This window comes from Bartonella sp. TT67HLJMS (genome assembly GCF_042193375.1).
Lineage (GTDB): Bacteria > Pseudomonadota > Alphaproteobacteria > Rhizobiales > Rhizobiaceae > Bartonella > Bartonella grahamii.
The window spans coordinates 132075-144703 of the sequence record NZ_JBHILP010000001.1 but is presented as its reverse complement, the minus strand read 5'-3'; the positions used below and the strand labels follow the sequence as shown (position 1 = coordinate 144703).

Below are 12629 nucleotides of genomic sequence, written 5' to 3'. Positions count from 1 at the left end.
AAATTTTTGCGACAAAGTAGTTTTATACCTCGTGGAAACGATAACCTACACCATAAAGTGTTTCAATCATTGCAAAATCATCATCCACTTGTTTAAACTTTTTACGCAGACGTTTAATGTGACTATCAATGGTGCGATCATCTACGTATACTTGATCACTATAGGCAGCATCCATTAAAGCATCACGACTTTTTACAACTCCTGGTCTTTGTGCTAAGGTTTGCAGAATCAAAAACTCCGTAACGGTTAAAATAACAGGTTTATCTTTCCATGTACAGGTGTGGCGTTCTTGATCCATCACAAGATCTCCACGTTTGAGAGAAGAGGTGGAAGAAGTTCCTGTAGAAAGTGGTTGGTTACGTGCATTAGAACGGCGCAAAATAGCTTTCACGCGTTCAATGAGAAGACGTTGGGAGAAAGGTTTAGTAATAAAATCATCAGCTCCCATTTTGAGACCAAATAATTCATCAATTTCATCATCTTTAGAGGTAAGAAAAATAACTGGAAGATCAGATTTTTGACGTAAACGACGCAAGAGTTCCATCCCATCCATTCGGGGCATTTTAATATCAAAAATAGCTAAGTGTGGAGGGTGAAGTGTGAGGCCTTTGAGTGCAGATGCCCCATCTGTATAGCTTTCAACCCGATATCCTTCTGTCTCAAGCGCAAAAGATAAAGATGTCAAAATATTGCGATCATCATCAACAAGTACAATCGTTTGTGTGATTGTTGGTGTATCTTTCATGGTTTCTTAGACCTTTCTATTGCTGTGGTAGCAAATTACCCACACTTATTTATATGGGAGTTCATATTTTTTTTGCAAAACAAATATGATACAAATTGTAGCAAAGTAAAAAACCTTTTGTCATTACTGTAAAATCTTGTTTTGCTTTCATAATTTATAATGTTTCTACGTCTATTAAGATCCCTTCGTTTGAGAGAAAATTTTCATAAAGGCTTTTTTTATCAAGGTTTATTACAAAGTTTATTATTGTATTTGTCCCATAATTGAACAGGTATAGTTTTGATTGTTGAAGTTTAGAAAATCTGCCTATGTGTTTTAAGAGCAAAGAAAAGAATGTGGCAATATATGCACAAAAATTTGTTTCTGCTACACGAAAGGAGGTTGTAATGGGATTTTTTAATTTTATTAAAACTGTAGGGGAAAAGTTAGGTATTGGGGACCATGAACCAAAAGAAAAAGATTTTAAGACAGCATTTGATCATTTTCAACTTGGTACAGAAAAAGTAAATATTCAAGTTGAAGACGGTAAAGCTATTTTAAGCGGTGAAGTTCCAGACAGGGAAACACTTGAAAAAGCACTGCTGGTTGTTGGCAATTCACAAGGTATCTCTTCTGTAGATGTTGATCAATTAAAGGTTATAGATACAACGCCTAGAAAACCTTCTCGCTTTTATGAGGTTAAATCTGGTGATAATCTTTGGAAAATTGCTGAAGAGGTTTATGGAAAAGGGCAAGGTAATAAAAACACGTTTATTTTTGAAGCCAATAAGCCAATGCTAAAATCTCCCGATAAAATTTATCCTGGACAAGTTTTACGTATTCCTGAAATTGATCATAGTTAATTCATCAAAGGGGAGAAATTTTTGCTGATAGCATTAAACAAAAAATGAAGAAGCGTGCAAAAATTTCACGCTTCTTCATTTTAAGAGTGTGTATTATAAAAAAGGAGCTTAGTGGCTAGGAGAGGATTTAGAAGGTGATGGTGCTTTCATAGCGTTTACAGAGAAATCAACATCAATCGTTCCTGCTTTCTCAAATGTCAATTTTGCGCTAATTTTATCACCTAACTTGAATGGTTGTGAAAGCCCCATAAACATAATATGATCACCGCCAGGCTTAAGCGTGATTTCGCCATTTCCCGGAATTTCAATGCCATTGTGCATTTTTTCCATTTTCATAATATCATTAACGACAGCCATAGAGTGTATCTCTGTTGTTTTTACTCCGTTTGTGGAAATAGAAACCAAACGGTCTGGGGTATTGCTGTGATTAATAATGTAGAGATAACCGCTACCAACTCTTATACCTCTAGGTGTTTCGCGTGTCCAAGGATTGAGAATTTCTATGTCGCCAAGTTTATATTGCTGAGCACCTGCTGGCAGGGTTACACTAGCAAAAAGAAGAGCACACACGATATTTATGATAACCTTTTTGTATGAATATTGTGTATGTATTATATTCTTAAAGATAAGATTTGTTATTTTCTTAATAATAGATGTCATCATTGATTTACCCTCCTTCATAAGATTCACACTTTGAATAACTTTTTATTTTAGCAGAGCTTTTATTTAAAATAAAAGAAAGAAATGCTAAAATGAAATTGATTTGAATATGAGAATAAAAATCATAGAATTCTTGGATTTTAAAGGAAGATAATAAGGTTTACAATGACAACACACCTCTTAACGCTTCCGTGTTCATCTCATAATAGTGTTTGTAAATGGTATAAAATCTATGATGCACTACTATTTTATTTAATAAAGATATAACACAGAGCAATCATCAACCACTTTACCAATTTTAATATTACGACAGCTCTTGGTATTTTAAAGCATTTATACAGAGGCTTTTTAATATATTTTCAAGTTCAAAATTATACAGTTAAGAAAAAATGCTTTAGGTGAGTTTAAAACACATCTTTCAAATAGCAGTAAACAATGAGACCGTTAAAAGGAGAATTTTTAAAAGGAGATCGATAGATAATACCTCTACTGATATGAGCATTAGATATGATGACTATTTTAGTCCAAGGAAAATTTATAATATTCGTGATATAAATTATTCGCCTTTTAAAAAGCTTTTACGTGAGTATCATTTTATTAATGATGAGAAGATCAAGAGCGAGAGTGCAATCACTCTTTTGTTTTTTTAATTTTTATAGAAAGATATATTTATTGAGAATTGCAAGAAAAATATATTATGATCTCAAGTTTCTCATAAATATGGTATTTATGGGTCATTAGAGCGCCTATTTTAAAATAAATTTTTTATTTTGGAGATGTTTCTCTCATTATTCTCTTGTAGCAATAAAAGCCTGTTCTTATATACGAGGCAGCAAGGCTTATTGCGACTTGCAATTTTTTATTATTTTATGTTGCTTGAAGCAATGTATGGGCTTTGAGTGTTATGAGGAGCTGTCTTAAAAAGATGCTTTATGAAGGTTGAGGTAGCTTGCTGAATGGAGATTATAATATGGCAAAAGTAATTGGTATTGATTTGGGGACAACGAACTCTTGTGTGGCTGTTATGGATGGCAAAAACGCAAAGGTTATCGAGAACTCAGAAGGAGCACGAACAACACCTTCCGTTGTTGCCTTTACTGATGGGGGAGAACGGCTTGTTGGACAGCCTGCTAAACGGCAGGCGGTAACAAATCCCGAAGGGACAGTTTTTGCAGTTAAACGTTTGATAGGGCGTCGTTTTGATGATCCTATGGTTGAAAAAGATAAAGCACTTGTGCCTTATAAAATTGTTAAAGGTGACAATGGTGATGCATGGGTTGAAGAAGCGGGTAAGAAATATTCTCCATCGCAAATTTCAGCTATGATTTTGCAAAAGATGAAGGAAACAGCTGAATCTTATCTGGGTGAAAAAGTTGAACAAGCGGTTATTACTGTTCCTGCTTATTTTAATGATGCGCAACGTCAAGCGACTAAAGATGCGGGTAAAATTGCTGGACTTGAAGTTTTACGGATTATCAATGAGCCGACTGCTGCTGCTTTAGCTTACGGTTTGGATAAAAAAGACGGAAAAACAATTGCTGTTTACGACCTTGGTGGTGGTACATTTGATATTTCAGTACTTGAAATTGGAGATGGCGTTTTTGAAGTTAAATCAACCAATGGAGATACGTTTTTAGGGGGTGAAGACTTTGACATGCGCTTGGTTGGTTATTTTGCAGATGAATTCAAAAAAGAGCAAGGAATTGATCTGAAAAATGATAAATTAGCTTTACAGCGCTTAAAAGAAGCGGCAGAAAAAGCAAAAATAGAGCTTTCTTCGTCACAGCAAACAGAAATCAATTTACCATTTATCACGGCAGATCAATCAGGTCCCAAGCACTTAACAATGAAATTGACTCGGGCAAAATTTGAATCTCTGGTTGACGATTTAGTGCAGCGCACCATCGAGCCTTGTAAAGCTGCGTTAAAAGATGCTGGATTAAAGGCCGGTGAGATTGACGAAGTTGTTTTAGTGGGTGGTATGACACGTATGCCCAAGATTCAGCAAGTCGTGCAAAGCTTCTTTGGTAAGGATCCACACAAAGGCGTTAATCCTGATGAAGTTGTTGCAATGGGTGCTGCCATTCAAGGGGGTGTATTGCAAGGCGATGTCAAAGACGTGTTGCTTCTAGATGTAACACCTTTATCCTTGGGGATCGAAACCTTGGGTGGTGTTTTTACACGTCTCATTGAGCGCAATACCACTATCCCAACGAAAAAATCTCAAGTTTTTTCAACAGCTGATGATAACCAGAGTGCTGTAACTATTCGTGTTTTCCAAGGTGAACGGGAAATGGCGAGCGATAATAAGTTATTGGCTCAATTTGATCTTGTTGGTATTCCTCCAGCACCACGTGGTATACCTCAAATTGAAGTTACTTTTGATATTGATGCGAATGGTATTGTTAATGTTTCTGCCAAAGATAAGGGAACTGGTAAAGAGCATCAAATTCGTATTCAGGCATCAGGTGGTTTAAGTGATGCTGATATTGAAAAAATGGTACAGGACGCGGAAGAGCATGCAGCTGAGGATAAAAAACGCCGTGAAGGTGTTGAGGCTAGGAATCAAGCGGAAGCTCTTATTCATTCAACTGAAAAGTCACTCAATGAATATGGCGATAAAGTATCAGCTGAAGAAAAAGGACAGATTGAAACAGCAATATCTGATTTGAAATCTGCGCTTGAAGGCAGTGATACTGAAGAAGTAACAACAAAGATGCAAAAATTAGCTGAAGTCAGTATGAAGCTTGGACAGGCTATGTATGAAGCTTCACAAGCAGCGAGTGCTGACACTGAAACAGAAGCAAAGAATGATGATGTTGTTGATGCTGATTTTGAAGAAGTTAATGATAAGAAGAAATAGTGTCAGCATATGTGTTGATTAATTTATAAACCCGGCCTTTGAAATATAAGGCTGGGCTTTATTATTTGAGTGAGTTGCAACTTTGTTGCTAAAAATATAAATTAAAAGCAATCTTATCCATAAAGATGGATGACAGAGAAATTATCAGGAATACATGATGAAGGTTGACTATTATGAAATTCTTGGCGTGACTCGTGAATGTGATGATAAAAAGTTGAAATCTGCTTTTCGTAAGTTGGCAATGCAATATCATCCTGATCGCAACGCCGGGGATAAAGAGGCAGAGCGAAAATTCAAAGAAATTGGCGAAGCCTACGAAGTCCTTAAAGATCCCCAAAAGCGTGCTGCTTATGATCGATTTGGTCATGCGGCCTTTGAAAATAGCGGTAGTCAAGGAGGAGCAAATCCCTTTGGAGGTTTTGCTGCTGGTGGTGGCTTTGCTGATATTTTTGAAGATTTTTTTGGCGAAATTATGGGAGGTGCGCACCGTAAGCGTGGTGATGGTCGCGAACGTGGTGCAGATCTGAGTTATAATATGGAAATAACCTTAGAAGAGGTATTTTCAGGAAAAACTGCAGAAATTACTATTCCCAGTTCCGTTACGTGCGATGTTTGTGAAGGATCAGGAGCGAGAAAGGGTTCTAAGCCGCAAGTTTGTGGAACATGTCATGGATCTGGTCGTGTGCGTGCTGCACAAGGTTTCTTTTCTATTGAGCGAACATGTCCTTCATGTCATGGACGTGGTGAAACTATTACAGATCCATGCCCAAAATGTCAGGGGACACGACGCATAGAGAAAAAACGTTCATTGAGCGTGAATGTTCCAGCTGGTATTGAAGATGGAACACGTATTCGCCTTTCTGGTGAGGGTGATGCTGGTATTCGTGGTGGCCCCAATGGTGATCTTTATATTTTTCTTTCCGTGAAACCGCATGAATTTTTTCAGCGAGAAGGAGCAGATCTTCACTGTCGCGTTCCCATTTCAATGGTAACAGCTGCTTTAGGAGGAGAGTTTGAAGTTTCCGATCTTGATGGTGTTAAAGCGCGTGTTAAGATCCCAGAAGGGACACAAAATGGACGTCAGTTCCGCCTTAAGGGAAAGGGTATGCCCATGTTGCGTCGGCAGCAAGCAAGGGGTGACCTTTACATCCATATCACGATTGAGACACCACAGAAATTAACGCAAGAGCAACGTGAACTATTGCAAAAATTTGAAAAACTTTCAAATCATGAGAACTCACCGCAATCACATGGCTTTTTTTCACGTATGAAAGAATTTTTTGAAAATATTTCTGGTTAAATATGTGAATGTTCTCAGAATAGATTAGAAAAAACTTTTGGAAGGTTATTTTAATTAAGCTTTCTATAGTCTTAATCATCTGTGAAAAGCATTTTTTCTTGAAAAGAAAAGAGAGAAACGATTAATTTAGGGTAAGTGCCTGCCGCTGATAGTTTTTTACATTTCACGAGTTTTATGGATAAGTCTTATTTTTGAGTATCTATGATATTTTAAAAAGGGCTTATCCATACAAGAAGAACGCAATTGAGTGACTAATTTCCAGTGTCATGATAACTGCCTTTATGCATTCAGCATTTTTTGTATTTATTGTTTTACTCAAAATGCCTTTTTAAAAGCCCTGTACTAAAACTGTCAAATAGGGTAGTAGCCCACCAAGAAGTAGCTAAATAAGCTATTAGACAATCCATCTTTTTGAAATAAAAGATCAATTCCTCATAACCAATTTTATTTTTGGCATTTTTGATAGTCTTAAAAATTTCTTGGATAAGGTTACAGTGTTAAGTCAATCTACTTTTTATCGGTGATCTGTTAATTTTATTATTATAAGAAAATTTTGTTTTTACCTTACAAAATCAATGGTTGTATATATTCTTATTCATTGTTAAGTATCCATAAGCGTAAACTAACGAGTCGAATGTACGGCATAACTTTAAAATTTTTTTAGAACTTTGCTTTTCAATTTTATACATAAAATCATAAAATAATAACGTTTTGTACGCCTGTTTTGTTTAATTTTTCGCTGTCAATTTTTTGAGGAAGTTGTTTTCTTGTTTCATTTCGTTATTACTTTTCCTAAATTCCACTAAGAGATGGTAAAAAGTGATGAGGAGGCTCTATTAATGGATGATGCTAAAAACGGTGCTGTAGATGTTTTAGAAAAACAAGCAGCATTTCTATCGTCTGCTTTACCATATATGCAAAAATACGAAAATGAAACGGTTGTGGTAAAATATGGCGGTCATGCTATGGGTGATCCTGCCTTGGGGCGAGCATTCGCGCGTGATATTGCTCTATTAAAGCAATCGGGGATTAACCCTGTTGTTGTTCATGGTGGAGGACCTCAAATTGCTGAAATTTTGATGAAAATGGGGATTGAATCACGATTTGAAAACGGTTTACGGGTAACCGACGAGCGGATCGTTGAAGTCGTTGAAATGGTTTTGGCCGGTTCCATAAACAAAGAAATTGTCGCTCTCATCAATGCAGAGGGTGAATGGGCAATAGGATTATGTGGCAAGGACGGCAATATGGTTTTTGCCGAAAAGGCTTATAAAACTGTCATTGATCCTGATTCGAATATTGAACGTGTTTTAGATTTGGGATTTGTTGGTGAGCCTATTGAAGTTGATCGCACATTGCTGGATCTTTTAGCATGTTCTGAAATGATACCAGTTCTTGCTCCTGTGGCTCCAGGACGCGATGGAAAAACCTATAATATTAATGCTGATATTTTTGCTGGGGCTATTGCTGGTGCATTAGAGGCTAAACGCCTTTTATTTCTCACTGATGTTCCTGGTGTTTTGGATAAACAGGGCCAACTTTTAAAAGAATTGACAGTTTCTGAAGCAGAGAAACTTATCAAAAATGGAACAATTTCAGGAGGCATGATTCCAAAAGTAGAGACTTGTATAAAAGCCCTTCAAAATGGTGTGGAAGGTGTTGTCATTTTAAATGGTAAAACTCCTCATTCTGTTTTACTAGAACTGTTTACCGAACAGGGAGTTGGAACGCTTATTGTTTCATAAATTGTGCGGAAAATTGGAGGAGAAAGCCTTTCATGACAAATATAAAACAGCTTAAATATCCTTTATTAAGTAAGCCAGAATTAGCAATATTTGTTGCAACAATATTGTGGGGTATTACATTTTTAGTCATTCATATTGCGGTACGCTATAGTGGTCCCCTGTTTTTTGTTGGATTTCGTTTTATTGTTGCATCTCTTATATGTGGAGCAATTTTTTGGCGCTCTATAAAAGGTATAACGGTTTATGAAGTTTTCGCTGGGATGGCGATTGGTTTAGCCATGTTTTTAGGTTATGCTTTTCAAGCAGCTGGACTTCAAACGATTATTAGTAGTCAGTCGGCTTTTATTACAGCGCTTTATGTACCGATGGTTCCAATCTTGCAATGGATTGTTTTTAAAAAACCTCCCCGTTTTGCTTGTTGGGTTGGTATTGTTTTCGCTTTTATTGGGCTTGTTCTTGTTTCAGGACAAAAGCCGGGGAATTTTGATTTTTCAAAAGGCGAAATTTTGACTTTGTTAGGCGCTTTAGCGATTGCTGGAGAAGTCATACTCATCGGAATTTTTGCCAATAAGGTTGATAGTCGGCGTGTGACCATTATTCAGTTATTTTTTAGTGGTTTTTTTTCATTTTCTTGTATGCCTTTAATGGGTGAAAGCATTCCTGAATTTTCGTGGGTATGGTTTAGTATTGGCATCGGATTGGCATTAATGAGTGCCATCATTCAATTGGCTATGAATTGGGCACAAAAGTCTATTTCCCCTACACGTGCAACACTCATTTACGCAGGTGAACCGGTATGGGCTGGTATTGTTGGGCGTTTGGCTGGAGAGCATTTATCCCCGTTAGCATTATTAGGTGGCTTGCTTATTCTGATTGGGATCATTGTGGCTGAATTACAACCTTCACAATGGCGTAAAAAAAACAAAGCAATTGAAAAAATTGATTAGCTATGCACCTTTACTATTATGATTTTATTACATGAGATTTTTGCTTGCAAAGTTTTCATTTTTGAGGCTTTTTTTAATATGGAGATAAAGGAGGCTTTATAAGCTATTCCAGCTTTTGTATAGTAAATTGGAGCAATAATATTTATCTGTCTTCTTAACCTCTGAAACGAGAAGTCAACCTTCATTGAGTCAAAGCATGAAGTGGTAAAGACAAAAAACAACTCTCATCTTTACTGTTATTGTTAAATTTAGCTTTACAATTTTCAAAAACATCCATGGTAATTTTTTTGAATAATAAAAATTACGCACCGTTGCATGTTATTCCTTTTGTTATTTCATGGGATCACGCTTTTCACGTAAAATAGAACGCCTAAAGCAGCCTCCCATAATGTTGTATATTAACGCGTTTTTTAAAAAGACAATTTTCTTAATATACATCATATTCATTGACGGTCCGCGTGAAGTATCGAAAAACCACAGAGCATCATCGTTTTACTTAAATAAAAGGCACTAGCATTTTCTTTGTCAGTTCTCAATATTACGACAGCCTTTCGCATTTGAAAGAGAGAGAGGCATGTTTACTCATTTCTTAAACGTTTTTATCCATATACTAGCCCTGTTTTATAATGGGGAAGCAAAAAATTTGATTGATTCACTATGAAAAGATTTAAAATGAGAAAGGCTCGCGATATTCAGAGTTTTAATTTAAATTGAAAAACAATAAACGATCATTATAAATCAATGCATTATCCAATGAATCGAAGAGGATTGGTGTTTTTTATCTTTAATGGATGGAGGAAGGAGTTGTATAAAAGGTACATAAAAACATCACTCAATAGAGCATATTTCTAAAGTTTTAAAAATTGAGAAGAAACTCCCTCGATATTCATGTTATTTTATATAAGATTGCTAAAAAAAGCAGGTTATTGCGTATAAATAAAAAAGCATTTCTTGCGAATTTTATTGCAAGCTTAAGTGATATATACGCCCATCATATAAATATTATAACACATTGATTTATAATTATAATATAGAATTATTCACATTGAATTAGAACCCTGAATACCGTAAAATTTTCTCACTTCAAATCGTTTTCATATTAAATCAATCCAAGTCTACTTGCTGACACGTTACAAGCAGGTAGTCCATGTGGGTAAAAACTGTACAAGAAAGGCATATCTCTTATAAACTTTTTCAAGTGTAAAGGATTGTTGCAACATTGGAGACTGGCAAAATGTGTGATGGTATCGGTTTATCCAGCATATGAGTCATAAAATAAGATGCGAAAGTATCATTTTAGCACCGTTGGATTTAATTTAGCAAATAAAAGCCTCATTTTTTAGGTTATGAAAAGTTGTGTTTTGAGAAGCTTTTTAGATTTATATTCTTTTGATAGAAGCCGGAGCATAATTGGTCTTTGCGTTTTGTATTATTCTTTGCTAAATCGCCTTATATGACAATAGATCGTAATTATATTCGTAATTTTTCCATCGTGGCGCATATTGATCACGGCAAATCCACTTTAGCTGATCGTTTGATTCAAATAACAGGTGGGCTTGATACACGTGAGATGAAAGAACAAGTACTCGATTCCATGGATATTGAGCGTGAACGTGGAATTACTATTAAAGCACAAACGGTACGTTTACACTATAAGGCAAAGAATGGTGAAACCTATATTTTAAATCTTATGGATACACCTGGTCATGTGGATTTTGCTTATGAGGTTTCGCGTTCATTGGCAGCTTGTGAAGGTTCTCTGTTGGTGGTGGATGCAAGCCAAGGTGTAGAGGCGCAGACGTTAGCAAATGTTTATCAAGCCATTGATAATTCCCATGAGTTGGTTGTTGTACTCAATAAAGTTGATCTTCCAGCAGCAGAACCTGAGCGTGTTAAAGAACAAATTGAAGATGTGATAGGCATTGATACATCTCAAGCAGTAGAAATATCAGCAAAAACAGGTTTGGGTGTTCCTGATGTTTTGGAGGCAATTGTTACACAATTACCACCTCCACATACAGGCGATGTTGCAAATCCCTTGAAAGCAATGTTGGTTGATAGCTGGTATGATGCATATCTTGGTGTCATTGTTTTGGTACGAGTGATAGATGGTATTTTAAAAAAAGGCCAAACCATTCGTATGATGGGTACGGGAGCAAAATATCCAGTTGAGCGCGTTGGGGTGTTTACACCTAAAATGGTACAGGTTGATGAGTTAGGACCAGGCGAGATTGGTTTTATCACTGCCTCTATCAAAGAAGTAGCAGATACACGGGTTGGGGATACGATTACTGAAGAGCGCCGTCCTTGTGAAAATGCTTTGCCTGGTTTTAAGCCGGCGCAACCAGTTGTATTTTGTGGTCTTTTTCCAATTGATGCTGCCGATTTTGATGATTTGCGTGCAGCCATGGGCAAATTACGCTTAAATGATGCGAGTTTTTCTTTTGAAATGGAAACATCCGCGGCTTTAGGATTTGGTTTTCGCTGTGGCTTTTTGGGACTTCTTCATCTTGAAATTATTCAAGAGCGATTAGAGCGTGAGTTTAATTTGGATTTAATCGCGACAGCACCTTCGGTTGTTTATCGCATGAATATGAATGATGGTTCTGTTAAAGAGTTACACAATCCAGCGGATATGCCTGATGTGGTTAAAATTTCTTCAATTGAAGAACCATGGATTCGGGCGGCAATCATGACTCCTGATAATTATCTTGGGTCAATTTTAGAACTATGCCAAGAGCGGCGGGGGATACAGGCTGGTTTGTCCTATGTTGGAACCCGTGCTATGGTAACGTATGATTTACCACTGAATGAAGTTGTTTTTGATTTTTATGATCGGCTAAAATCAATCTCAAAGGGTTATGCTTCTTTTGATTATCAGATGGCAGATTATGCAGAAGGGGATTTAGTTAAAATGTCTATTTTGGTAAATGGAGAGTCTATAGATGCATTGTCTATGCTTGTGCACCGCACGATTGCAGAAAAGCGCGGGCGTTCCATGTGTGAAAAACTGAAAGATCTTATTCCCCAGCATATGTTTCAGATTCCAGTTCAAGCGGCTATTGGTGGTAAAGTTATAGCGCGCGAAACAATTCGTGCTTTGCGTAAAGATGTAACAGCAAAATGTTACGGGGGTGATGTCACGCGTAAGCGCAAACTTTTGGAAAAGCAAAAAGAAGGCAAAAAGCGGATGCGCCAATTTGGAAAAGTAGAAATTCCACAATCGGCATTTATTCAAGCGCTCAAAATGAACAAATAATGAAAAAAGGAGTATTGTCTCTCATTGATTGCGCTTTTGCTTTTGTTGATTGGTTCAGGTGCTTAAAGAACACTTTTAAATAGAATTGCGCTGTGCTTGTTTTAGTGAATCATCACTCAATGCATCAAATTCCATTTCACAATAGGGGCTGTGAAAAATATAAAGTAACATACACTGTGAATGATATAAAATCCATTTGGCATTACCGTCTTTACGCGTCATAAAGATGCAAAGTGCACCTATCATTCTCTTTTTCAGCTCAAAATAT

9 protein-coding genes are annotated in these 12629 nt (G+C 36.6%); 6 read left to right on the top strand and 3 right to left on the bottom strand.

Annotated elements, in window-relative coordinates; genetic code table 11:
- Positions 1 to 22: 22 nt before the first annotated feature.
- Positions 23 to 745 (bottom strand): response regulator transcription factor, encoded by a 723-nt coding sequence (locus ACFIJQ_RS00495; protein ID WP_005774392.1) that lies wholly within the window; start codon positions 743 to 745, stop codon positions 23 to 25.
- A 386-nt stretch (positions 746 to 1131) separates the two neighbouring features.
- Here ACFIJQ_RS00495 and lysM point away from each other — a divergent pair, with 386 nt between their 5' ends.
- Positions 1132 to 1587, top strand: coding sequence for a peptidoglycan-binding protein LysM (lysM, locus tag ACFIJQ_RS00490; RefSeq protein WP_012754487.1), 456 nt, complete (start codon positions 1132 to 1134; stop codon positions 1585 to 1587).
- Between the two features lie 108 nt (positions 1588 to 1695).
- Here the strand turns inward: lysM and ACFIJQ_RS00485 are convergent, their stop codons facing one another.
- A complete protein-coding gene (locus tag ACFIJQ_RS00485; RefSeq protein WP_273787502.1) occupies positions 1696 to 2250 on the bottom strand; it encodes a copper chaperone PCu(A)C in 555 nt (184 codons plus the stop codon).
- Between the two features lie 967 nt (positions 2251 to 3217).
- Between ACFIJQ_RS00485 and dnaK the strand changes: the two genes are divergently transcribed.
- From dnaK to lepA, 5 genes are all read left to right on the top strand, one after another.
- Positions 3218 to 5110, top strand: coding sequence for a molecular chaperone DnaK (dnaK, locus tag ACFIJQ_RS00480; RefSeq protein ID WP_273722421.1), 1893 nt, complete (start codon positions 3218 to 3220; stop codon positions 5108 to 5110).
- Positions 5111 to 5267: 157 nt separating this feature from the next.
- A complete protein-coding gene (gene dnaJ / locus ACFIJQ_RS00475) occupies positions 5268 to 6410 on the top strand; it encodes a molecular chaperone DnaJ (RefSeq protein ID WP_012754490.1) in 1143 nt (380 codons plus the stop codon).
- Positions 6411 to 7249: 839 nt separating this feature from the next.
- Entirely contained in the window at positions 7250 to 8155 is a 906-nt protein-coding gene (gene argB, locus ACFIJQ_RS00470; RefSeq protein WP_012754491.1) for an acetylglutamate kinase, read from the top strand.
- 32 nt (positions 8156 to 8187) lie between these two features.
- The gene (locus tag ACFIJQ_RS00465) at positions 8188 to 9102 is read left to right on the top strand and encodes a DMT family transporter (protein WP_273787500.1); all 915 of its coding nucleotides are present in this window, start codon (positions 8188 to 8190) and stop codon (positions 9100 to 9102) included.
- 1453 nt (positions 9103 to 10555) lie between these two features.
- Entirely contained in the window at positions 10556 to 12361 is a 1806-nt protein-coding gene (lepA, locus tag ACFIJQ_RS00460) for a translation elongation factor 4 (RefSeq protein ID WP_375628132.1), read from the top strand.
- A gap of 75 nt (positions 12362 to 12436) precedes the next feature.
- Here lepA and ACFIJQ_RS00455 read toward each other — a convergent pair whose 3' ends face one another.
- On the bottom strand, positions 12437 to 12583 hold the full coding sequence (locus ACFIJQ_RS00455; protein ID WP_375627978.1) for a hypothetical protein: 147 nt from the start codon (positions 12581 to 12583) through the stop codon (positions 12437 to 12439).
- Positions 12584 to 12629: the final 46 nt, after the last annotated feature.

What these genes read in the sequence shown, in the direction of transcription:
- ACFIJQ_RS00495 (WP_005774392.1), bottom strand. Translation starts at nt 745, where the DNA reads ATGAAAGATACACCAACAATCACACAAACGATTGTACTTGTTGATGAT.
- lysM (WP_012754487.1), top strand. Translation starts at nt 1,132, where the DNA reads ATGGGATTTTTTAATTTTATTAAAACTGTAGGGGAAAAGTTAGGTATT.
- ACFIJQ_RS00485 (WP_273787502.1), bottom strand. Translation starts at nt 2,250, where the DNA reads ATGATGACATCTATTATTAAGAAAATAACAAATCTTATCTTTAAGAAT.
- dnaK (WP_273722421.1), top strand. Translation starts at nt 3,218, where the DNA reads ATGGCAAAAGTAATTGGTATTGATTTGGGGACAACGAACTCTTGTGTG.
- dnaJ (WP_012754490.1), top strand. Translation starts at nt 5,268, where the DNA reads ATGAAGGTTGACTATTATGAAATTCTTGGCGTGACTCGTGAATGTGAT.
- argB (WP_012754491.1), top strand. Translation starts at nt 7,250, where the DNA reads ATGGATGATGCTAAAAACGGTGCTGTAGATGTTTTAGAAAAACAAGCA.
- ACFIJQ_RS00465 (WP_273787500.1), top strand. Translation starts at nt 8,188, where the DNA reads ATGACAAATATAAAACAGCTTAAATATCCTTTATTAAGTAAGCCAGAA.
- lepA (WP_375628132.1), top strand. Translation starts at nt 10,556, where the DNA reads ATGACAATAGATCGTAATTATATTCGTAATTTTTCCATCGTGGCGCAT.
- ACFIJQ_RS00455 (WP_375627978.1), bottom strand. Translation starts at nt 12,583, where the DNA reads ATGACGCGTAAAGACGGTAATGCCAAATGGATTTTATATCATTCACAG.